General features: G+C 69.7%; 21 protein-coding genes. 9 read left to right on the top strand and 12 right to left on the bottom strand.

Going from position 1 to position 20974, the window contains the following annotated elements:
- Positions 1 to 28 precede the first annotated feature (28 nt).
- On the top strand, positions 29 to 976 hold the full coding sequence (locus E1181_RS21730) for a hypothetical protein (protein ID WP_132677495.1): 948 nt from the start codon (positions 29 to 31) through the stop codon (positions 974 to 976).
- Here the strand turns inward: E1181_RS21730 and E1181_RS21725 are convergent, their stop codons facing one another.
- Genes E1181_RS21725 through E1181_RS21710 form a run of 4 tightly spaced genes read right to left on the bottom strand, consistent with a single transcriptional unit; the run spans position 977 to position 4169 of the window.
- Positions 977 to 2257 (bottom strand): cytochrome P450, encoded by a 1281-nt coding sequence (locus E1181_RS21725; RefSeq protein WP_132677494.1) that lies wholly within the window; start codon positions 2255 to 2257, stop codon positions 977 to 979.
- Positions 2258 to 2272: 15 nt separating this feature from the next.
- Positions 2273 to 2620 carry a DUF742 domain-containing protein gene (locus E1181_RS21720; RefSeq protein ID WP_132677493.1) on the bottom strand — a complete coding sequence of 116 codons (348 nt, stop codon included), beginning with the start codon at positions 2618 to 2620 and terminating at the stop codon, positions 2273 to 2275.
- Positions 2620 to 3027, bottom strand: coding sequence for a roadblock/LC7 domain-containing protein (locus tag E1181_RS21715; protein WP_132677492.1), 408 nt, complete (start codon positions 3025 to 3027; stop codon positions 2620 to 2622). The genes E1181_RS21720 and E1181_RS21715 overlap by 1 nt, the downstream gene beginning before the upstream one ends.
- Positions 3024 to 4169, bottom strand: a complete 1146-nt coding sequence (locus tag E1181_RS21710; protein ID WP_235876935.1) for an ATP-binding protein — start codon at positions 4167 to 4169, stop codon at positions 3024 to 3026. Before E1181_RS21710 ends, E1181_RS21715 begins: the two co-directional genes overlap by 4 nt.
- 649 nt (positions 4170 to 4818) lie before the next feature.
- Here E1181_RS21710 and E1181_RS21705 point away from each other — a divergent pair.
- A complete protein-coding gene (locus E1181_RS21705; RefSeq protein WP_132677490.1) occupies positions 4819 to 5133 on the top strand; it encodes a hypothetical protein in 315 nt (104 codons plus the stop codon).
- A 7-nt stretch (positions 5134 to 5140) separates the two neighbouring features.
- Here the strand turns inward: E1181_RS21705 and E1181_RS21700 are convergent, their stop codons facing one another.
- Positions 5141 to 5839, bottom strand: coding sequence for a TetR/AcrR family transcriptional regulator (locus E1181_RS21700; RefSeq protein ID WP_132677489.1), 699 nt, complete (start codon positions 5837 to 5839; stop codon positions 5141 to 5143).
- Positions 5840 to 6030: 191 nt separating this feature from the next.
- Here E1181_RS21700 and E1181_RS21695 point away from each other — a divergent pair, with 191 nt between their 5' ends.
- Entirely contained in the window at positions 6031 to 6297 is a 267-nt protein-coding gene (locus tag E1181_RS21695; protein WP_132677488.1) for a glutaredoxin family protein, read from the top strand.
- A 237-nt stretch (positions 6298 to 6534) separates the two neighbouring features.
- Here the strand turns inward: E1181_RS21695 and E1181_RS21690 are convergent, their stop codons facing one another.
- Positions 6535 to 6819, bottom strand: a complete 285-nt coding sequence (locus E1181_RS21690) for a hypothetical protein (protein WP_132677487.1) — start codon at positions 6817 to 6819, stop codon at positions 6535 to 6537.
- 256 nt (positions 6820 to 7075) lie between these two features.
- Here E1181_RS21690 and ptsP point away from each other — a divergent pair, with 256 nt between their 5' ends.
- On the top strand, positions 7076 to 8710 hold the full coding sequence (gene ptsP / locus E1181_RS21685; RefSeq protein WP_132677486.1) for a phosphoenolpyruvate--protein phosphotransferase: 1635 nt from the start codon (positions 7076 to 7078) through the stop codon (positions 8708 to 8710).
- Between the two features lie 103 nt (positions 8711 to 8813).
- Here the strand turns inward: ptsP and E1181_RS21680 are convergent, their stop codons facing one another.
- On the bottom strand, positions 8814 to 9491 hold the full coding sequence (locus tag E1181_RS21680; RefSeq protein WP_132677485.1) for a response regulator: 678 nt from the start codon (positions 9489 to 9491) through the stop codon (positions 8814 to 8816).
- Positions 9488 to 10663, bottom strand: a complete 1176-nt coding sequence (macS, locus tag E1181_RS21675; protein ID WP_268952486.1) for a MacS family sensor histidine kinase — start codon at positions 10661 to 10663, stop codon at positions 9488 to 9490. The genes E1181_RS21680 and macS overlap by 4 nt, the downstream gene beginning before the upstream one ends.
- Positions 10664 to 10871: 208 nt before the next feature.
- On the opposite strand from macS, the gene E1181_RS21670 reads away from it, so the two are divergent.
- Positions 10872 to 12068, top strand: a complete 1197-nt coding sequence (locus E1181_RS21670) for a GGDEF domain-containing protein (protein ID WP_132677483.1) — start codon at positions 10872 to 10874, stop codon at positions 12066 to 12068.
- 21 nt (positions 12069 to 12089) lie between these two features.
- On the opposite strand, the gene E1181_RS21665 is transcribed toward E1181_RS21670, so the two are convergent.
- Positions 12090 to 13277: an AI-2E family transporter gene (locus E1181_RS21665; protein WP_132677482.1), complete on the bottom strand. Its 1188-nt coding sequence runs from the start codon at positions 13275 to 13277 to the stop codon at positions 12090 to 12092.
- 379 nt (positions 13278 to 13656) lie between these two features.
- Here E1181_RS21665 and E1181_RS21660 point away from each other — a divergent pair, with 379 nt between their 5' ends.
- Together E1181_RS21660 and E1181_RS21655 are read left to right on the top strand one after the other, a co-directional pair.
- Positions 13657 to 14412, top strand: coding sequence for a hypothetical protein (locus E1181_RS21660; RefSeq protein WP_132677481.1), 756 nt, complete (start codon positions 13657 to 13659; stop codon positions 14410 to 14412).
- Between the two features lie 164 nt (positions 14413 to 14576).
- Positions 14577 to 15701 (top strand): hypothetical protein, encoded by a 1125-nt coding sequence (locus tag E1181_RS21655; protein WP_132677480.1) that lies wholly within the window; start codon positions 14577 to 14579, stop codon positions 15699 to 15701.
- 60 nt (positions 15702 to 15761) lie between these two features.
- Here E1181_RS21655 and E1181_RS21650 read toward each other — a convergent pair whose 3' ends face one another.
- Complete coding sequence (locus E1181_RS21650) at positions 15762 to 17057, bottom strand: glycosyltransferase family 87 protein (RefSeq protein ID WP_132677479.1); 1296 nt, start codon at positions 17055 to 17057, stop codon at positions 15762 to 15764.
- 341 nt (positions 17058 to 17398) lie between these two features.
- On the opposite strand from E1181_RS21650, the gene E1181_RS21645 reads away from it, so the two are divergent.
- Complete coding sequence (locus E1181_RS21645; RefSeq protein WP_132677478.1) at positions 17399 to 18256, top strand: sensor domain-containing diguanylate cyclase; 858 nt, start codon at positions 17399 to 17401, stop codon at positions 18254 to 18256.
- A gap of 177 nt (positions 18257 to 18433) precedes the next feature.
- On the opposite strand, the gene E1181_RS21640 is transcribed toward E1181_RS21645, so the two are convergent.
- Positions 18434 to 19555: an inositol-3-phosphate synthase gene (locus E1181_RS21640; protein WP_408010364.1), complete on the bottom strand. Its 1122-nt coding sequence runs from the start codon at positions 19553 to 19555 to the stop codon at positions 18434 to 18436.
- On the bottom strand, positions 19552 to 20175 hold the full coding sequence (locus E1181_RS21635; protein WP_132677477.1) for a PadR family transcriptional regulator: 624 nt from the start codon (positions 20173 to 20175) through the stop codon (positions 19552 to 19554). The genes E1181_RS21640 and E1181_RS21635 overlap by 4 nt, the downstream gene beginning before the upstream one ends.
- Before the next feature lie 212 nt (positions 20176 to 20387).
- On the opposite strand from E1181_RS21635, the gene E1181_RS21630 reads away from it, so the two are divergent.
- Positions 20388 to 20792 (top strand): DUF5318 domain-containing protein, encoded by a 405-nt coding sequence (locus tag E1181_RS21630; protein ID WP_207922246.1) that lies wholly within the window; start codon positions 20388 to 20390, stop codon positions 20790 to 20792.
- Positions 20793 to 20974: the final 182 nt, after the last annotated feature.

The raw sequence follows: 20974 nt of genomic DNA, 5'->3' as shown, positions 1-20974 counted from the left end.
ACCGTCGAAAGCCACTGAGGGAGAAACGATGAGAGCGCTGGTCCGGAAATCCGTTGTCGCCGCGGTGAGCGGTGCGTTGCTGTTCGGCGTGCCCGCGACCGGCGCTGCCGCCGAGACCGCGGCGATCGCCTGCGATGACGACTCCAGCGGCCAGGACGCTTCCTTCTACAGCGGGCCGTCGGCGGGCTACACCTACGACGAGAAGTTCAGCGCGGGCCCGAAGATCCCGGGACTGCCCGAGCACACCCCGCAGGGCCTGGCCGCGTGGAACGACTGGGACGGCGCGGGCAACGGCCTGCTGCTGATCAGCGCCTACGGCAAGGACGGCTCGAACGCCAAGATCTACGGCGTCGACCCCGCCTCCGGCAAGACCGTCGGTGACGTCGAGATCGCCGAAACCCACGCCAGCGGCATCGCGATCGCCCGCGGCTGGGCGTTCGTGACCGGCAGGAACAACGCCGAGGGCCACTACACCATCCGCAAGTACAAGCTCAGCGAGCTCGCCGACGCCCTGAAGGCCGAGGGCAGCCCCTACGTCAAGCAGATCGGCGAGGCCCGCGAGGTCTACGGCGCGTCGTTCCTGTCCGGCGACGGGAACACGCTCTACGCGGGCAAGTACAGCCGCGACGGCCGCGAGAAGATGTACGCCTACAGCGTCGCCGACGACGGCGCGCTCACCACCGGCAAGTCCTTCGAGATCCCGAAGGGCACGCAGGGCCTGATGGTCACCGGCGACAAGTTCGTCTACAGCACCTCGCTCTCCCGCGACGTGCGCAGCAACCTGTACGTGATCGACAAGGGCGCCACCGACATCGACATCCCGTCGACGCGCTGCTTCCGCTCGCCGAGCATGTCCGAGGGCATCGACGACCTGGGCGGAAACGCCTACGTGCTCTACGAATCCGGTTCCTACCAGTACCCGGACGCCCGCAACGTCATCGAGAACCTGCACAAGGCGCCGGTCGCGGGTCTGTGATCAACCGCCGCGCAGCCACCTGCTGAACACGGCCCACCGCCCGGCGGGCCGGTAGGGCCCGGGTTCGCGCCGGACGACGGGCGCGGGCGAGCCGAGCCAGGGCCGGATCAGCTTGGGCGGCGGCGGGAACCGCACCGGCAGCGAGGCCAGGGACCGGTGGAACGGGCCGGATTTCCACTCCAGCGCCTCCGCGGGCACCGCGGGTTCGAGGTCCGGTAACCGGTCCAGAACGCGTTCGACGGCCGCGGTGCCCGTCATCCGCGCGATGCGCTGCGCGGGTGACGGGCACGCGTGCCTGCCCGCGCCGAACGCGACGTGCGCCCGGTTGCCCACGCGTCCGCCCGCGTCGACGGCGGGATCGGTGTTGGCCCCGGCGAAGCTGATCAGCAGGGGCTGGTCGGCGGGCACCGGGTTGCCGCCGACCTGCACCTCCCGGGACGGGAAGACCGTGCCGTAGTTGGCGATCGGCGGATCGGACCACAGCACCTCGTCGAGCGCGTCGGCCACCGGCAGGCTGCCACCGGAGAGGTCGCCGGCGAACCGCTCGTCGACCAGCAGCAGCCGCAGCGTGTTGGCGATCAGGTTCTGCAGCGGCTCGCTCCCGGCGCTGCACAGCAGCGCGATCTGGTGCACGGCCTCCTCATCGGTCAGCCCGGCCTGGTGCGCCAGCAGCCACGACACGACGTCGGGCCCAGGGCGGCTCCGCTTCGCGGCGACGAGCTCGGCGACGGCGGTGCCGATCCCCCGGCCGCCGTCGACGCCGTCGAACAGCGCCAGCGCGCCGGAGACGATCTTCTCCGAGATCACCGGCGGCGCCCCGCAGATGCGGGTGACCATCAGCAGCGGCAGCACCCGCGCGTACTGCTCCACCAGGTCGGCCTTGCCGTCGGCGGCGAACCGGTCGATGAGCGCGTCGCCGGTCTCCTCCAGGTGGGTGCGCAGTTCCCGGGTGTCGACCCGCGCGAGCGCGTCGGTCACGGCTCCGCGCAGCCGGGCGTGGGTGGCGCCGTCGGTGAACATGCAGTTCGGCCGGAACGACATCAGCGGCAGCACGGGGCAGCCCTGCGCGACGGTGCGCTGCCAGGTGCGCGGGTCCTTCGGGAAGTTCGCAGGATCGCGCAGCACCTGCAGCGCCTCGGTGTAGCCGAGCACCAGCGTGGCGGGCACGTCCGGCGCGATCTCCACCGGAGCCGTCGGACCCGCCTGGCGCAGCCGCCGGTAGACGGCCTGCGGGTCGGCGGCGAATTCCGTTCCGTGCAGCCGGGTTCGATCGTCGGTCACGAAGTCTCCTGCTCTCTACAAGCTGGCCCGAAGCCCGTCCAGGACGTCCTGCAGCAGCCCGATGTCCGGTGCTTCCAGGTCGTGCTGGGCGCTGCGGGTGACGATGTGGCCGCTGTCCAGCAGGTCGCCGAGCAGCACTTTCGTGACGCTGATCGGCAACTTGAGGTGTCCGGCGATTTCGGCGACGGGCGTCGCCCCGTCGCTGCAGAGGCGGAGCACGCGCCGCATCTCGGGACCGGCCGTGCCGGGCGGGGCTTCGCGCACCGCGTAGATCTGGGTGTCCATCTCGAAGGTGTTGCGCGACGGTCGTGCCCGGCCGCGCGTGACGACGTGCGGCCGGACTAAGGCGCGCTCACCGCGCATCACGCGAACTCACCGACGCGTTGACCGGTGCTGAGTTCCTTCCCGAGCCGCTGGACGAGTTCCATCAACCGGTGGGTCATGGTCTCGACGTCCACGCCGTGCCCCGCCGACGCGGCGACGTAGGCGCGCGGACCTGCGGCGACGAGGAACACGTAGCCGTGGTCGTACTCGGTGATGGTCTGCTGCCAGGAGTTCTCGGTCGAGCCGCAGAACGCGGAGTTGGCCCGTGCCAGCGATTGCAGGCCGGACATGGCGGCGGCGTGCCGCTCGGCGTCGTCGGAGGTGATGTCCGCGGAGTGGGCCATCAGCAGGCCGTCGGAGGACAGCAGGATCGCGTGCCTGGCCTCCGGGATCCGCAGAGCCTCGTCGAGCATCCACCCCAGGTCGTGTTGTCGGTTGCTGTTCATGACGCGGAGGTTCCCTTTTCGTCGTCCGGTTCGTCCTCGGACCCGCGACCGGTGAGGCTGCCGCGTTGCCACGCGCCCATCACCGATGGCGTGCCCGTTCCCCAGTTCCCGTGCTCGGCGGACTGCGCCGGCACGGCGTGGCTGCGGCGCTGCCGCTTCGGCAGGCCCGTGCTGGTCCGCTGATCAGCGGACGGTTCGTTCATCGCAGGTGCGGGCGCCGGTGTTTCGGCCTTGGTGAGCAGTTCGTTGGGCAGGAACAGCACCGCGCGCATGCCCCCGTAGGGCGAGGCGGCCTCCACGAAGACCTTGAACCCGTAGCGCGCGGCGAGCACGCCGGCGAGCGCGAACCCGATCTGCGGCGGGTCGCCCAGCTTGTAGATGTCGACGACTTCCCGGCCGGTGAGCAGCGCTTTCGCGCGTTCACGGGCTTCGGGGTTCATGCCGACCCCGGCGTCGTCGACGACGATGGACAGACCGTTGTGGGCGGGCTGGAAGTGCACCTGGACCTGCGTGGCGGGCTGCGAGTAGCGCGCCGCGTTGTCGAGCAGTTCGGCGAGCGCGAGCACGACGGGTTCCACGGCCCGGCTGGACACCGACAGCTCGCTCTCGGAGTGCGCCTCGATCCGCAGGTAGTCGCGGATCCGCGAGGTCGCCCCGCGCACGACGTCGAGCACCGGCGCGGCGGATCGCTGCTGGCCGGGCCAGGTCCCGCACAGCACGGCGGTGGCCTGGGCGCGCCGCACGAGCTGCGAGTTCGCGTGGTCGATCTTCATCAGGCCGGCGAGCACGGCGGGGTCGTCGTGCTCGTGCTGCATCTCGGTGATGGCGAGCTGCTGCTCGTTGGCGAGGCTCTGCACGCCGCGCATGGTGGAGATCAGCGTGGCCTTGGCGGCGCGGTCGGCGCGCTGCCTGGTCTCGTCGGCGAACCCGGCGAACTGGCCGATGGCGGTTTGCATCTCCTGGTGGAAGGGGGTGTCGGCGAGGTTGGGCCGAAGCGGTCCGGGCACGTCGATGGGCAGGCCCCGCTCGGCGTCCATCAGCGCTGGGAGGCGTCGCGTGACCAAGTGGTGCGCTTCTTCGTCGCGCAGGCGGATCTGGAACTTGAGGCGCTGCAGGGAAACCAGGAAGGCCAGCAGAATCACTACGATTGCCGCGAGGGCAACCCACAATGCCACGTCCACTTGGGAGTGCTCCGTCGTTAGCGTGCGTGAATGAATTCGAAAGCGCTGGGATCGTCGAAGTTACCACGGTGGCGGTGCGACAAACGAAAGAGCTTTACCCCGCAAACAAACACTGATCGTGACGATGCAAGCGGTATGACCAGCGAAGATGTGACCTAGGTAGCGTGCCATTGCGACACCCGCGTGATTCGCGGTATCCGTCTGATCATCATTCAGATGCGCTCAGTGACAACGCGGGGGTGACCGCCTGGTACTCCTCCGAACGACGGAAATCCGCGAACCGGCGCAACCGAATTCGTCAACACAATCACAACCTCCGAGCATCGGATTCCCCGATATGATGAACCTCGAGTTATCACCGCGTCCGTTAGTTACAATGCCCGGTTTCCGATCAACTCAATCCGCCGAGAATGATCAGCGCGCGCCCCTTCTCTCTCCCCCAGGCCGCTCCCGCTCGCGGGGCCTCCCGGGATCCGTTGCGGGGCTCCCCGGACGGGTCGCTAGTGTCTCCACATCGGACTGATGAAAGTGGAGTTAACACAACATGTTTCACGGATTCATGCTTCTGGAGTTGTCCCCCGGGTGGCTCGTGGTGGCGGGAACACTCTTCGTGACAGCGGTTTTCCTTCTGACCTTCCCGTTGCGCGGGGGCCACGGGCAGCACGCGGGCTCGGGACCGGGGGCGCTGACGGTGTGGGCGCTGCGCGAGTCGTTGAAGCCGCGATCGCCTCATTTCCACGAGATCGCAGAGCTTTTCCGCCTCATGATGCTCGAACCCAAGCCCGTCGGACCCGCGCGCGTGCGGGCGAAGCTGGAGCCGCCGCCCTACGTCGGAGCGCACCGCAAGCGCGTCGAAACCCCGGTTGAGCTCATTCACCCCAGGGTGGACGTCTACCTGGACCCGGCGGCCCTCCGACCACACTGAGTCAGGATCAGGTCAGGCCGCTCTCGGCCGCCAGCTCGTGCAGGGCAGCGTCGAAGAGCTGATCGGCGTGGAACAGGTCGAACGGGAAGCGGCCGAAGACCTCCAGCGCGATGTGCCCGTAGAGGCGCACCCACCAGCGCATCAGGAAGTAGACGGCCTCGGCGTCCATCGCCTCCGGCGGCATGTCGATGCCCTCGTGGGAGAAGGCGTCGGCCAGCGACTTCTGCTGCACCGACAGGTCCGGCAGGTCGACCGGCGCCTTGACCTTCTCCTCCGCGTTGGGGTTCTCCGACATCATCGGGGCGACGATGCTCAGGAACACGCCCGCGAACCGGTCCGGCTGCCGGGAGAGCCCCTTCGGGGTGGCGAAGACCAGCGCGAACTCCTTCGGGTGCGCCAGCGCCCAGGCGCGGAACCGGCGGCAGACCGCGAAGGTGCGGTCCAGGAAGTCCTCGCTGGACGGGTCGAACGCCGTCGACAGCTCCTCGGAGAGGTCGGCGCAGATGTCGTCGCACAGCTGTCGCAGCAGGTCTTCGCGGGAGGCGTAGTAGCGGTAGAGGGCGGGCGCGGTGATGCCCAGCTCGCGCGCGATCGCGCGCAACGTCACCGCGTCGCTGCCGCGCTCGACGAGCAGCGTCCGAGCGTGCCGCCGGATGTCCTGCTCGGTGGCTGCCCGCGCTCGTTCGCGCGGTGACAGCTCCGTCATGTCCCCAACCTCTCGGTCCGCTCCGATGGCGTCCACCTCGTGGGACGTCGGTCAGACCGTAACGGGCGTCACCACCGGGCTCCACAGTCGGCTGCGCGTGCGAGCCATGAGCTGCGTCTCGTGCGAATGATTTCGGCGCCGCGGTTGTTCAAGCTCGACAGGAAGAGCCGTGCGGGAAACCAGGAGGTCGGATGTCCGCCGAGCAAGTCACCGTCTACAGCAGGCCGGGTTGCCCGTTCTGCATGTCGCTGCGCGCCGGGCTGCAGCGCTCCGGCCTGGAGTTCACCGAGGTCGACATCTGGCAGGACCCGGAGGCGGCGGGCGTCGTGCGCTCCATCGCCGACGGCAACGAGACCGTGCCGACCGTGGTGATCGGGGACTGGAAGGCGGTCAACCCGTCGACCCGCGAGGTCGTCGCCGCGGTGACCGAGCACGCCCCGCACCTGCTGCCCGCCTGAGTTTCGAGCTGAGGGCCGACCGCACGGGGGGCGTTGCGGCCGGCCCACAGCAGGTTGTGATCGTCGATGGCGCGAATACCGACGAGCGACAACCTGTTCAGTTTGACGGCAACTCCCCGGGGAAAGATCCACCTTGACCCCTGAATTCGCTCGAACGGTGGATCAAAGGCGGAATAATCATTTGTGTCCGAGAGCACACGATTTTCGTGATTCACGGTGTTGTCCCTGGTGGGGGCTTCAATCGCGCCTTTTGTTCGATCTTTTGCGGGATTTCCGCAGATCGTGTTCTCCGGGTGCCCCGGTCGAAGCGACCGGGGACTGGGACGCGTCGTGGTGACTGGTGTCGACCGGTTCTCCTGGAACAGGATCCACCCGGCCGGGGATTTCGGCGCGGGGGTCGGTTTCACGATCGTCGTCGGCCGGTTTGGGCTGGGCCGCGAAGAAGCTCGCGAAGGCGGCGAGCTGTTCGGCGAGCCGGTCGACGTCGAGTTTCGATTCGGTGATCGTCGCGGTGAATGTCATGGCTCTAGCCTGCGATTTCAGGGGTGCGGGCCGGATCCGTACGGCTACTCAGTTGTTACCTATGAGTAATGCCACCCGCTGCTGCATTCGGGTGACGTAGGAACCCACGTTGAGTAGCGGGACTGCTCGCTGGCTCACACGATCAAGCCAAACGGGGAACACGTCCTTACGCTGGTCGTCAGCGGTGCGTTCTCGTGTGTGTCGTATCCGCGCCGAGCGCTTCTGCTGTGCAACTCGGAAAGGTATGGTCTAGACCATGTCGCGTTTGACTGGTGTCGGAGTCAGCTCCGGCCGCGCCGCCGGGCCGATCGTCCGGGTCGCCGAACCGCTGCCCGAGCCCGCCGCCACGCCCTCCCCGGCCGACCAGGTCGCCGAGGCCGCGCGGATTCGCCCCGCCGCCGACGCGGTGGCCGAGGGGCTGTTCCAGCGCGCCGCCAGGGTCGGCGGTGACGCCAAGGCGGTGCTGGAGACCACCGCTGCCATGGCCATGGACCCGGCCCTGATCTCGCAGGCCGAGCAGCTCGTCACCACCCGGTCGCTGCCCGCCGTCCGCGCCGTCTACGAAGCCGCCAACGGTTTCGCCGACGCGCTGCGCGCCGCCGGTGGCTACATGGCCGAGCGAGCCCGCGACGTCCACGACGTGCGCGACCGGATCATCGCCGAGATCGACGGCGTCACCCCGCCCGGCGTTCCCGAGCTCTCCGCCCCGAGCGTGCTGGTGGCGCGCGACCTCGCGCCCGCCGACACCGCCGACCTGGATCCGAAGCTGGTGCTCGCGCTGGTCACCGAAGAGGGCGGGCCCACCAGCCACACCGCGATCCTCGCGCGTGCGCTGGGGATCCCGGCGGTCGTCGCGGTGCGCGGGGTGCTGGCCGCCTCCGGCGCCGGAGCGACCGTCGACGGGGACGAGGGCGATGTCGAGCTCTCCGACGCCGAGGTGGCCGTGCGCGTCGCCGAGCGACCCGAGCACGCCGACTGGAACGGCGTCGGCCAGACCTCCGACGGGGTGCCCGTCAAGGTGCTCGCCAACGTCGGGTCGGCCACCGACTCCACCACCGCGGTCGCGGTCGGGGCGCAGGGAGTCGGCCTGTTCCGCACCGAGTTCTGCTACCTCGGCGCCGACGTCGAACCCGACGTCGCCACCCAGCGCTCCGCCTACGCCGAGGTGCTCACGCCGTTCGCCGGCAAGCCCGTGATCGTGCGGACCCTCGACGCCGGTGCCGACAAGCCGCTGTCGTTCCTCGACATGGGCGCCGAGCCGAACCCGGCGCTGGGCGTGCGCGGCCTGCGAGTGGCCTTCGACCGGCCCGACCTGCTGGACTCCCAGCTCGAAGCGATCGCCGGTGCCGCGCAGGACTCCGGTGCCGAGGTGTCGGTGATGGCGCCGATGGTCGCCACGGCGGACGAGGCCGGTTGGTTCGCCGAACGCGCTCGCGCCAACGGGATCGATCGAGTCGGCGTGATGATCGAGGTCCCGGCAGCGGCGCTGTCCGCGGCGGAGATCCTGCAGGCGGTGGACTTCGTCAGCATCGGCACCAACGACCTGGCCCAGTACGTCTTCGCCGCCGACCGCATGGTCGGGGCGCTCGCCGGCCTCAACGACCCGTGGCAGCCCGCGCTGCTGCGGCTCATCGCGATGGTCGGGCAGGCAGGTCGACAAGTCGACAAATCGGTAGGTGTCTGCGGTGAGGCCGCCTCCGACCCGCACCTGGCCGGGGTCCTCGCGGGTCTGGGCGTCACCAGCTTGTCCATGAACGCCTCGGCCGTCCAGGCCGTCGGCGCCGCGCTCGCCCAGCACCCGCACGCCACGTTCCGCAAGGCCGCCGAAGCCGCGCTGGAAGCACCGAGCGCGGCCGCGGCGAGGCAGACGACCAAGACGACCCTGGCCTAGGGGGCCGTTCAGAGGAATCGCTCTGCGTGGCGGAGCGAGCGGCGGAACCCCAGCGGTTCCGCCGCTCACTCCTGATCTCTCGAACGGCTCCTGGGGGCTGAGGTCAGCTCTCCTCTTCGGGCTCGCCGTCCTGGTCGAGGCCGTGCTCGATGGCGTAGCGGGCCAGCTCCACGCGGTTGTGGAGCTGGAGCTTGCGCAGCGTCGACTGGACGTGGTTCTCGACCGTGCGGTGGGAGATCACCAGCTTGTTCGCGATCTGCCGGGCCGTCATGCCCTTGGCGACCAGCCGCAGCACCTCGGTCTCGCGCTCGGTGAGCTGCGGCGCCTGGTGCTCGGAATCGGGCGTGATCGCCATCCGCCGGTACTCGCCGAGCACCAGCCCCGCCAGGCCCGCTGTGAACACCGCGTCGCCCGCGGCGGTGCGGCGGACCGCGTCCACCAGCTCCTCCGCCGAGGCGGACTTGACCAGGTAGCCCGAAGCGCCGGCCTTCACCGCCTCCAGCACGTCGGCGTGCTCACCGCTGGCCGACAGCACCAGCACCCGGGTGCCGGGGATCTCCTGGGTGATCTGCAGCGTCGCCTGAACGCCCGAGGTGTCGCCGAGGTTGAGGTCCATCAGCACCACGTCCGGCGTCACCGTCCGCGCGATGCGCAACGCCGACGCGGCATCGCTCGCGGTGGCGCGGACGTCGAAACCGCGCTCGCTCAAATCGCGCGCGACCCCGTCCCGCCACATCGGGTGGTCGTCGACGACCATCACGGTGACCGGCGGTTCGCTCATCGCTGTCCTCCTCGGCGGCGTTTCAACTCCGGAACGCGCGGGACCCGGACCTCCCACTCGGTGCCCTCGCCCGGCGCGGTGTCGAGACTGATCTTCCCACCCAGCGCGGCGACCCGACCCTGGATGGATTTCGCAATCCCCATCCGCCCTTCGGCGGCAGCCTCGTCCAACCGCCCTTCGGGGATGCCCGGTCCGTCGTCGCGGACGCTGAGCACCACCTCGTCCGGCAGCTCCTCCAGCAGCACCCAGGCCTGGGCCTGAGCGCCCGCGTGCTTGTCGACGTTGGCCAGCGCTTCCCGGACCACCGCCGCGAGGTCGGCGCTGAGCTGCTCGCTCAACCGGACGGGGTTGCCCGGCACCGACACGTGCACCCGCGCGGTGCGGAACACCTGCAGGCGGGCCGCGAGATCGGTCTCACCGTCCTCTGTGGTCTCCGGATTCGTGGCGATCAGGGAGCGCAGCTTGATCTCCTGCTCCCCGGCCAGTTCCGCCAGTTCGGCCGCCTCGCCGCCGAGCTCCGCGCCGCGCCTGCGGACCCGCGCCAGCACTTGCAGCACGCTGTCGTGGATGGACCGGGCGAGCCGTTCCCGTTCCGCCGTGGCGGCTTCGGCTCGCAGCGCCTGCGCGAGCCGTTCGGTGGAGCGGCGCGCGGTGTCGGAGTTCAGGCCGATCACCAGACCCACGCCGACCAGCAGCAGCGTGTCCAGCGCCATGTCCGATCCGGTGCGGCCCCGGACCAGCAGATTGCCGGCGGCGGCGAGGATTCCGGTGGTGACACCGCCCTTCATCCCCCACTGCACCGCCGCCGCGGTGACCCCGGTGGAGTGCCAGACCGTCACCACCGACGGGTTCGAGGAGTGCATGTGCGCTTCGGTGAGGATGAACTCGTTGAGCAGGAACAGCGCGTTGACCACCACGACGTCGGCGGCCACCAGCCGGTTGGTGCGCCCGGCTCGGGTCCGGTAGCGCCACACCGTGAAGGCCGTCCACACCGCCATGCAGCTGAGGCAGATCGCCGCCAGCCACGGCCGCTCGTAGGCGTCGAAGAAGACGAAGAACATGACCGCGGCGTAGAGGAACGTCACGACGCGAAAGACGTTGTGCCCCCGCCACAGCGGCGTTCGGCCGTCGGCCACCTGAGGTGGCGTCGGCGATGCTTGCCAACCGGTCAACTCGAACTCCTCCCCAGCGCCCATCCTGCCCCACGAGGGCGCCGTTGCGGAATCGCGTGGCCGGGAAAGCGAAATGCGTCGCACTGCTCCGAACCGCCGATCCGCGACGCCCGGTTGGGGGCGTTCGCCGCGAAACGCCGTTCCCGTTTTCACGTTGTGCTTCGGTGCGCTCATTCGCTGTGCCAGGCTCCGGGCGGGAGGTGACCGAATGGGCGGTTGGTTGTTGTGGCGCATGCGCCCTGCTGCGATCGGCTACGTCCTGTTGGTCCAAGCGCTGGCGCTGGCGTTGGTCGTGCTCGTGTTCGTGACCGGGCGGCGACCGGACTCCGACGATCTGCTGAACTTCGCGGTGCTCGCCTCGACCGCCGGCGCGACCATCGTGATCACCTCCGTGTCGATCAACCTCCGGCGGCAGATCCGGCGCAACCCGTGGACGCTGCACATCGTCTACCTGGCGGCCGGAATCCTGCTGCTGCCAACCAACCTCCTGGTCCTGCTGCTGCTCGGACCCACGCTGCACGGCGTCCTGCACGACCGGCCGGAAGCGCACCGCTGGCTGTTCACGACCGCGGCCACCACCGTCGCCACGTTCGCCGCGCGGCTGGTCGCCGGGTGGAACGAGCCGGTGTGGACGGCGGTGAACTTCTTCGCCGTCGGCGTGGTGCTGCTGGTGGTGCGCGCCTCGGTGGTCGCGGGCGGGATCCGGTTGCGCACGCCCGGAGCACCGCGCTCCACAGTGCTGGGTGAGCCGATCGACGTGCTGCTGGGCATCGTCGCGGCGAGCCTCGGCGGACTGCTCGCGGTCGCGATGTCGCAGGAGCCGCTGGCCGCGCTGCTCGCCGGTCCCCCGATGGTCCTGCTGGACCTGGCCAGCCAGCTGCCGCAGTGGCGGCGGACCGCCCAGAACGACGGCAAGACCGGCCTGGCCAACTCCTCGCACTGGGAGCGCATCGCGCGCGTGGAGCTGATGCGCGCCCGTCAGCGGCAGCAGCCGGTCGCCCTGCTGCTGCTGGACCTGGACCGCTTCAAGCGGGTCAACGACGAGCTCGGCCACCTGGCCGGCGACACGGTGCTGGCCAAGTTCGCGAAGATGCTGCAGGAGAACGTCCGCAGCGAGGACCTGGTCGGTCGATTCGGCGGCGAGGAGTTCGTGGTGCTGCTGCCCGGAACCCAGGGCGAGACGGCCTACCGGGTCGCCGACCGGATCCGGGTGTCCACGTCCGCGCTGTCGGTGGACACCCGGGACATCCACGGCGACCAGCGGGAGCTCACCGGCCTGACGGTGAGCATCGGCGTGGCGACCACCGGCCGGTTCGACTACGAGCTCACCGACCTCCTGGTGGCCGCCGACGCCGCGATGCTCGCCGCCAAAGCAGCCGGCCGCAACGTCGTCACCGTCGCCTGACGCGGTCTCCGCCGCCGACCCTCAGTCCTTCTTCTCGTCGTCCCCCGGTTCGTCTTCCGCGGGCTTCTCCTCCGCGGGCTCGGCGTCGGCGGGTGCTGAGGGTTCCAGGGGGATGCCGGTGGTGTCCGGTAGCTCCTCCTCGGCTGCGATCAACTCCCGGATCGCGGAGTTGAGCACCGCGACCAGCGGGATCGCCAGCAGCGCGCCGACGATGCCGTTGATGACCACGCCGATGCTGATCGCCAGCACGACGCCCAGCGCGTGGATCTGCACCGCGCGGCCGAGGATCAGCGGCTGGAGCACGTTGCCCTCCAGCTGCTGGACCAGCAGCACCATGCCGACCACGATCAGCGCCACGACCCAGCCCTTGGTCACCAGCGCGACCAGCACCGCGACCGCACCCGAGGCGACCGCACCCACGATCGGCACGAACCCGCCGAGGAACACCAGCGCGGCCAGCGGGATCGCCAGCGGAACGCCCAGGATCACCAGGCCCAGGCCGATGCCGAGCGCGTCCACCACCGCGACCAGCGCGGTCGCGCGCACGAAGCCGACCAGCGACGTGAACCCGGCGATCCCCGCGTTGTCCACCCGGTGCCGGACCTGGCGCGGCGCCAGGCGGACCACGAACAGCCACACGCGGCGGCCGTCGTAGAGGAAGTAGATGAGCGTGAACAGCGCCAGCACGATCCCGGTCAGCAGGTTGCCGAACGTGCTCGCGGTGGACAGCGCGCCGCTGGTCAGGACCGCCTGGTTGGACTGCAACCAGTCACGCGCCTGCTGGATGTAGTTGGCGATCTGGTCGTCGTTGAGGTGCAGCGGCGAGACCGCCAGCCACTGCCGCATCGCTTCGAGGCTGGCCACGACCTGGCGCTGCAGGTCCGGGAAGCCGTTGATGAAGGCGTTGACGACGAAGGTCAGCACACCGCCGACCACCGCGAGACCGCCGACCAGCACCATCGCCGTCGCCAGCGCCCGGGGCACCTTGCGCCCCGCCACCCAGGACACCAGCGGTGCCAGCAGCGCGGCCAGCAGCAGCGCGATCGCCACCGGGATCACGACCACGTAGATCCGCGTGATGATCATGCCCGTCACGTACAAGGCGGCGGCGATCACCAGCATGCGCCAGCTCACCGCCGCGGAAACCCGCAGAACCCGGGGGATCGCCGTCGAGGCGTCGTCGGGATTGCTGATCTTCAGGTCGCTCACACCGCAACCGTATCCCCGATCTCGACCCCGCATCCCCACAACGGGCACCCCCACGAACCTCCACCCCCGACCGGGCCGGGTCGACCCGGATCACGGCCGTGCTCCGGCACCTGATCACGGCGGTGTTCCGGGTTCGAACGGACCACCGCCGTGATCCGGACCCCGAATACCGCCGTGATCGGGTTCGCCCCGGGGAGGCCTGTGGGGGGCGGGATGTCCGGTTCGGGCGGATCGGCAAGTCGAAGTCTGTAACACGATGTAGCGAACTGGCTTCTCTGCGCTTACGGAAGACGACCTTGTTTTGACAGAGTTCCGGTCGCGAGGGAGGACGAAGCTCCGTGGGGGAGCAACAGCAGGCCGAGGAGGTTCTGGCACCGCGATGTCCGTCCGTGACCGTACGACGCAGACCGCCGGACGGCGGTTGCTGGGCCGTGCCCTGGTCCTGGCGGGCACCGCGGTCGCCGGAACCTCCGCGGCCTTGCTGGTCGGTCAGCCCGCGGAAGCCGAATCCGGGACGCCGACGGACGCGCTCGCCGAAGCTCCGGTGCTGTCCGAGGCCGCCGCGCTCACCGGCGACGCCGCGGACCTCCCGGCGACCGCGCTGGAGAACGTGCGACAGGCGGACCCCGCTTCGTTCCCGCTCGACGACCTGGACCCGCTGGCCCTGGTGCCCGACGAACCGGTCGGACAACTCCTCCCCGGCGGCAACGACGACGCGACCACCGAACCCGCCCGGACGCCGCAGGGCATCGAGCCCGCGGCATCGCCGGTCGAGCCCGCCGACGGGCCGGACCGGCAGGCGGACGGCCCGCGGCCACCGGCGGCCGCGAACACCCCCGACCCCGAGCCGTCCACGGCATCCCCGCAGGTGGACGCTTCGGTCCGGGTGGCCGGACAACCCGTTCCGGTCACCCCGAACACCCCCGAGCCGGAACGCCCGGCCGTGAACACCGCACTGCCCGCGTCGACCGGCTGCGCCAAGACGGCGGACGGCCAGCAACCGGGTACCGGCCTCCCCGGCCGGTACCCGGCGGCACCGCTCGCCGACGGAGCGCGTCCGGACGCCTGCGCGCAGGACCGCGCCGAGGTGCTGCGAGGGGTGCCGTCCCCTCGCCCCGGCGCGACCCCTGACTGACCCGCCGACCGGCAGCGATTCGCAGCGTGGCGAACGCGCGTGCCGGCGACTTCGCGATCTGAGTCCACCGCCGACCCGATCACATGATCAATTTCTGATGACGGTGCGGCGTTCGAAGTTGATTTTCCCCCGGAACGCGGGGAGCCTGGTTAAGGAGAAGATCCATGCAGACTTGGGCGAAGCGCGGCGTTCAGACCGCGCTGGTCACTGGTGGCATGCTGGCCGTCGGTACGGGGGTCGCTTCCGCCGGGGATGCCTGTCAACAGCGTCCGATGCCGTTGGGAGAGTCGGTGTTCCCGCCCGCGCTCGACGACACTGCGCCGCTCGGCCGTTGCCTGGCCGGGGACCTGTTCGCAGAGGGTGCGCAGCACAACAGCCCGGTGGTCGAATCCCGCCGCGGCCAGCTCGACGAGTCCGCCAACGAGCTGACGCGCGAGATCCCGGCGCTGCGGTTCCAGGACTCGCCGCTGAAGCTGGCCGGCTGGGCGGCCGACCCGTCCGAGGCCACGCCGCTCGACCTGCGCCGCTCGCCGCAGGGCAGCGCGCCGACCACCCCGGCCGAGGGCTTCCACCGCTCGCTGAGCTGGTCCGCGCCCATCGGTGACGTCGTCCGCGACCGGGTCCCCGACAGCGGACCGCAGACCGCCGAGCTGGTCATCCCGCACGACGACCTCGTCTACTTCGACGGCTTCGCCCCGGCCAACGGGATCATGGAGCTCTACGAAGGCGCCCTGGCCTCGCGCGAGGAGGCCCCTGTGGAGACCGGCGGCCTGCTGGCCACCGACTCGGTCGACCTGACCTCCGCCGACGTGGGCGGACTGCGCAGCGACCTGCGCACCGTGCCGCCGCTGGTGCTGTCCGCGGCCCTGGCCGAACCGCCCGCTCCGCCGGCCGCGCCGGTGGAGTTCGTGCCGCTGCACGTGCCGGGCGAGCGGCAGGCCCCGGCCACCGAGGTGCCGCCGCTGTCCGGCCTGTCGCTGCTGGAGCTGTCCAAGGTGCCCGGCACGGTCGAGCGCAGCGGTCCCGGCCTGTCCGCCCCGATCCCGGGCTTCGGCGAGCTCAACGCGCTGCAGAACGGCCAGACCTCGGCTCCGACGCCCAGCCGGATCACCGCCGCGCTGGAGGAGACCGTCCTCCCGGCGCACACGATGGTCGCGTCCCGGTCCGACCTGCCGCTGCTGTCCGGCATGGCCGGTGCCCCCGACGTCACCCTGCCGATGCCGGCCATCAGCCCCGAGCTGATGCACCGCTTCGACAACGCCGAGACCGTGGTCATGCACCGCGTCTGATCCCGCCGCACGAGAAGGCCCCGCCCGCTGTGACTTGGAAGCGGACGGGGCCTTCTCGCGTCAGGGGGTCACCGCGGGTTCCTCCGACCGCGGGATGTCGACCGGTGTCCGGTCGCGTTCGCGCCACCACAGGTAGCCGTTGTAGGCCAGGTAGGCGACGCCGAAGTAGACGTAGGAGTTGCCCACGAACTGCTCGAAGACGTTCCAGGTCAGCTCGAGGCCCTTGCCCTGGGGCATCTTCCAGTGCGGGCCCATCATGAAGAACCCGCTGATCAGCGTCGTCATCAGCAGCATCGCCCAGTCCCGCCGCACGTACGCCGCGCCTGCCAGCAGCACCAGCCCGGGGATGGCCCAGACCCAGTGGTGCGACCAGGAGATCGGCGAGAGCAGCAGACCGAGCACGCCGTTGAGCACCACGGCGGTGGGCAGGTCCCGCTGCCGGACGGCGTTGATCATCCCCAGCACCGCCAGCCCCAGCACGAGCACCGCGAGCAGGCCCAGCACGAGCGTCAGGTTCGGCGCGCTGAGCTTCGACAGCAGCGACTTCAGCGACTGGTTGCCCGCGTAGGTCGAGGCGTCACCGGTGAACTTCGGCCCGAAGTTGACGTGGCTGTTGGCGAACATCTCGTGCAGCCAGAACCGGCGGGCGTTGTCGAAGGTGATCAGCAGGCCGACGAGGGCCGTGGCGACGAAGGTCAGCAGCGACACCGCGATCGTCCGGAAGTCCCGTCGCAGCAGCGGCAGGAGCAGGAACACCAGCGGCGTGAGCTTGATGCCCGCGGCGATGCCGATCAGCAGGCCGCGCGGGTAGGGCAGCTTCTTGGTGCCCTCCACCCGCCACAGCAGGTCCACCACCACCAGCGCCATCAGCACGATGTTGATCTGCGCGTAGGTGATCGTCTCCATGATCGGTTCGCTGATCGTCGCGATCGGCAGCACGGCCGCGGTCACCATCAGCACCCGGTCCCGGTGGGCCTGCAGGAACGTCGACTCCCGCAGGACCACGTACAGCGTGGTCAGCAGCGCCAGGTGGCTGACCAGCATGATCACCGCGGTGGACGCCGCCTTGGGCACCAGCGCGAGCGGCGCGAACACGATCGCCGCGAACGGCGGGTAGATGAACGGCAGCTTCAGACCGGACTCGGTGGGCGGCAGGTTGTGGTAGAGATCGCGACCTCCCAGCAGCGCTTGGGCGCCCTGCCGGTAGACCTCGCCGTCGATGTGGTCGTGGGTGTTGACCGTCGAGACCACCACGATGGCGATCAGCTCGGCGATCGCGATGACGGCCAGCAACGACCTGTGACCACGCATTCGCTCGGCCAGCGGAACCAGATCCGCGGTTCCGGGCATTGGCATGCACCATCCTCTCGGCTACCACTGCCGCTCAAGGGTAGAGATGGCCTCGGCGCAGTCGGACGCTCGGCGTCGGGCGGAAGCCCGTTCGTGACGCACTCTCTATCGGTAGTGCCCGCGAGGCGTTTCGCACAGGCCTTCTCGATCGTGTTTCACCTGCACGAATGATCAAAATTCGATCATCGAGGTGACTCGTGGGGAAGGTGTGGTCAAGCCCCTGACGCAGCGTTATAAGCGGAGCGTGAAACCACCATTACGGGTGGTCGCTTCGCTCTTGAAATGCGACCCACCACAAGGGGAGGCTCAGACGGACTGCTCCGTTTGGTGGGGAGGGAGGGGGCCGAATGAGTGTCCTTGACGTGGCTGCGGCCCAGCTGGCACCCGTGTGGGACGAGCTCGTCAGCGGGCTGAACGTCGGGGTGCTGCTGACCGATGACCGCGGCCAGGTGCTGGCCACCAACGACGTCGCCGCCGAGCTGATGCAGCTCGACCGGGCCGATCTGCTGACCGGAACCCGTCCCCGCGACTGGGAGGTCCGCGACGACACCGGCGCGTCCATGCCGGACTGGGCCGACCTGGCCGGTCAGGTGCTGCGCGCGGGCTGCCCGCTGTCCATCCCGCTCGTCATCATCAGCGGTCGCACCGAGAGCCGCATCTGGGCGGACTACCACGCCGTCACCGTGCAGGGTCGCAGGCGAGTGCTCGTCCTGCTGCAGTCCGTGCACACCGACGTCTCGCACTCCTCCGGCCTGCTCGACCCGCTGACCGGTCTGCCCGGTCGCGTGCTCCTGCTCGACCGGCTGCAGCAGTCGCTGGTCCGGTCCCGCTCCCGCGGCACGCTGTCGACCCTGGTGCTCATCGACGTGCAGCGGCTCGCCGACTTCAACGCCACGCACGGCTTCGAGCGCGGCGACGAGCTGCTGTCGACGCTGGCCGGGCGGCTGCGCGAAGGCCTCAAGGACGAGCACACCGTGGCCCGCTACGGAGGGGACGAGTTCGCGGTGATCGCCGAGCACCCCAGCGGAACGGGCGAGCGGATCGCCGCCCAGGCGCGCGAGGTGGCCGGCTGGCCGATGCGCATCGGCCGCAAGCGCGTCCGCCCCGTCCTGCGGGTCTCCTGGGTGACCACCGATGGCTTCGCCTCCGTCCACTCGGTCCTGGCCCGCGCGGAACAGCAGCTCACCGCGAAGGTGCAGGCCTAGCGGCCGGGTCCGGGCGGCGTCTGAGGTTCCGGCACCGCCACGCACGACGACAACTCGATCGCCCCGAGAGCCTGGTCGTCAACCGGGAAGGAGGTACCGCGTGGGTCAAGTAACCCCTGCTGAACGAAGCGGGGCACCCACGGTGAGGTGGGTGCCCCGCTTCCGCTTCGCGACGGCTCAGCGCTCGTCCTCGCCCGCGATGAAGTCCTCGACCGCCTGGTAGGCGTCGGAGTCGGAGTACTGCTCCGGCGGCGACTTCATGAAGTACGACGAAGCCGACAGGATCGGGCCGCCGATGCCGCGGTCCTTGGCGATCTTGGCGGCGCGGATCGCGTCGATGATGATCCCCGCCGAGTTCGGCGAGTCCCACACCTCGAGCTTGTACTCCAGGTTCAGCGGCACGTCGCCGAAGGCGCGTCCCTCCAACCGGATGTAGGCCCACTTGCGGTCGTCCAGCCACGGCACGTAGTCCGACGGACCGATGTGCACGTTGCGCTTGCCCAGGTCGCGGTCGACCTGCGAAGTCACCGACTGCGTCTTGGAGGTCTTCTTCGACTCCAGGCGCTCCAGCTCCTTCATGTTCATGAAGTCCATGTTGCCGCCGACGTTGAGCTGCATCGTGCGGTCCAGGTGCACGCCCCGGTCCTCGAACAGCTTGGCCAGCACGCGGTGCGTGATGGTGGCGCCGACCTGCGACTTGATGTCGTCACCGACGATCGGCACGCCGGCCTCGGTGAACTTGGCGGCCCACTCCGGGTCGGAGGCGATGAACACCGGCAGGGCGTTGACGAAGCCCACGCCCGCGTCGATGGCGCACTGCGCGTAGAACTTGTCGGCGTCCTCGGAGCCCACCGGCAGGTAGGACACCAGGACGTCGACCTCGGCGTCGCGCAGCGCCTGGACCACGTCGACCGGCTGCTCGTCGGACTCCTCGATGGTCTCCCGGTAGAACCGGCCGAGTCCGTCGTGGGTGTGCCCGCGCTGCACGGTGACGCCCAGCGGCGGCACGTCGGCGATCTTGATGGTGTTGTTCTCGCTGGCGACGATGGCCTCGGAGAGATCCCGGCCGACCTTCTTGGCGTCCACGTCGAACGCGGCGACGAACTTCACGTCGCTGACGTGGTAGTCGCCGAAGGCGACGTGCATCAACCCGGGCACCCTCGTGTCCGGATCGGCGTCGGAGTAGTAGTGCACACCCTGCACCAGCGATGCAGCGCAGTTCCCAACGCCGACGATCGCCACTCGCACCGAGCGACCGGGACGATCTCCGCCCATGGCAGGGCCCTCCTTCTTGGTCATCTGTCGTGTCCTTGCTTGATGTGAGCCGGTGGCGGATCACCCGCATCTGGGTACCCACCGGCATCGGGCCGCCCGGACGTCGAGGCAGCTGCCTGCTCGCCGCGTTCGGTCTCGATGATCTCGTCCAGCCAGCGAACCTCGCGCTCGCTGTGGTCCAGCCGTAGCCGGTGCAGTTCCCGCGTGTAGCGGTCGAGGCATTCGCCGGAACGGGCCAACGCGCTGCGCAGCCCCTCCTGGCGTTCCTCCACCCGGCGGCGCCGGGCCAGCAGGATGCGCATGCGCGCCTCGGCGGGCGTGCGGGAGAAGAACACCACGTGCACGCCGAAGGCGTTGTCCTCGCAGGAACGGGGGCCGCTGTCGGCGACCAGCTCGTTGAAGCGCTGCTCACCGGCGGCGGTGATGCGGTACACGCGGCGGGCGCGGCGGCCCCACGCCTTGGACTCCTCGGCGTCCGATTCCTCTTCGATCAGCCCTGCCCGGCACAGCCTGCGCAGCGTCGGGTACAGCGATCCGCAGGAGAGCGCGCGGAACACGCCGAGCGTGTCGTTCAGCTGTTTCCGCAGCTCGTACCCGTGCATCGAGGAGCTGTGCAGGAGCCCGAGCACCGCGAGTTCGAGCATCTGCACCTCCTACGAGCGTCTAATAGGCGCCGCGAATAATAAGGACTGCCAGCGCTGGCAGGGGCACCCGGCGGAGTATATCGCGCCGATATATCGCGACTCATCATCGAGCGGGGTCAGAGGTGTTCGGCGTCACCGCACGTGGTGGCGGAGATACCCGCCTGCCCTGAACGGCGCATGGAGCGCGCTGGGGCGGCACGTACCCTGTGGTCGTGCGGACCCAACGGCAAGTGGTCGACTACGCGTTGCAGCGCCGAGCGCTCCTCGCGCAGTTGCACGCTGGCCGCGTCGGGGTGATGGAGGTCTGCGACGCCGACCCGTACTTGATCCAGGCGGCGAAGTTCCACGGTGAACCCAGCGACACCACCTGCCCCGTGTGCAGGAAGGAAGAGCTGACCCAGGTCTCCTGGGTGTTCGGCGACGCTCTCAAGCACGCGTCCGGATCGGCGCGCAAACCCGAAGAGCTGGACCGGATGGCCAACCTGTTCGAGGAGTTCAACGTCTACGTCGTCGAGGTGTGCCGCACATGTAACTGGAACCACCTGGTGCTGTCTTACGTTCTCGGGACCAACGGCTTGAACGACGGCCGATCCGGGCGCAAGACTGCAGCGGAGTGAGATTCGGTCGTGCACCCGGCACGCCCGCACGCGCCGATGCGGCGCACCCCCGACGTGAACGCATCACCGGCGTCGCCCCGACGCCTGTCCTGGAGGCCAACTCGTGAACGACGAGCGTGACGACCATGCCAAGGGCCGCCACTCCCGGCATCCGAACCCCGACGGTCGCCCCACGCCACCCC

This window comes from Saccharopolyspora terrae, assembly GCF_004348435.1.
Lineage (GTDB): Bacteria > Actinomycetota > Actinomycetes > Mycobacteriales > Pseudonocardiaceae > Saccharopolyspora > Saccharopolyspora endophytica.
This window is presented reverse-complemented; position numbering and strand designations above follow the sequence as displayed.

Coding starts and splice junctions, on each gene's coding strand:
- E1181_RS21690 (WP_132677487.1), bottom strand. CDS start 6,819: ATGACATTCACCGCGACGATCACCGAATCGAAACTCGACGTCGACCGG.
- ptsP (WP_132677486.1), top strand. CDS start 7,076: ATGTCGCGTTTGACTGGTGTCGGAGTCAGCTCCGGCCGCGCCGCCGGG.
- E1181_RS21650 (WP_132677479.1), bottom strand. CDS start 17,057: ATGCCAATGCCCGGAACCGCGGATCTGGTTCCGCTGGCCGAGCGAATG.
- E1181_RS21695 (WP_132677488.1), top strand. CDS start 6,031: ATGTCCGCCGAGCAAGTCACCGTCTACAGCAGGCCGGGTTGCCCGTTC.
- E1181_RS21670 (WP_132677483.1), top strand. CDS start 10,872: ATGGGCGGTTGGTTGTTGTGGCGCATGCGCCCTGCTGCGATCGGCTAC.
- E1181_RS21680 (WP_132677485.1), bottom strand. CDS start 9,491: ATGAGCGAACCGCCGGTCACCGTGATGGTCGTCGACGACCACCCGATG.
- E1181_RS21635 (WP_132677477.1), bottom strand. CDS start 20,175: ATGCTCGAACTCGCGGTGCTCGGGCTCCTGCACAGCTCCTCGATGCAC.
- E1181_RS21660 (WP_132677481.1), top strand. CDS start 13,657: ATGTCCGTCCGTGACCGTACGACGCAGACCGCCGGACGGCGGTTGCTG.
- E1181_RS21720 (WP_132677493.1), bottom strand. CDS start 2,620: ATGCGCGGTGAGCGCGCCTTAGTCCGGCCGCACGTCGTCACGCGCGGC.
- E1181_RS21730 (WP_132677495.1), top strand. CDS start 29: ATGAGAGCGCTGGTCCGGAAATCCGTTGTCGCCGCGGTGAGCGGTGCG.
- E1181_RS21655 (WP_132677480.1), top strand. CDS start 14,577: ATGCAGACTTGGGCGAAGCGCGGCGTTCAGACCGCGCTGGTCACTGGT.
- E1181_RS21645 (WP_132677478.1), top strand. CDS start 17,399: ATGAGTGTCCTTGACGTGGCTGCGGCCCAGCTGGCACCCGTGTGGGAC.
- E1181_RS21700 (WP_132677489.1), bottom strand. CDS start 5,839: ATGACGGAGCTGTCACCGCGCGAACGAGCGCGGGCAGCCACCGAGCAG.
- E1181_RS21640 (WP_408010364.1), bottom strand. CDS start 19,555: ATGACCAAGAAGGAGGGCCCTGCCATGGGCGGAGATCGTCCCGGTCGC.
- E1181_RS21715 (WP_132677492.1), bottom strand. CDS start 3,027: ATGAACAGCAACCGACAACACGACCTGGGGTGGATGCTCGACGAGGCT.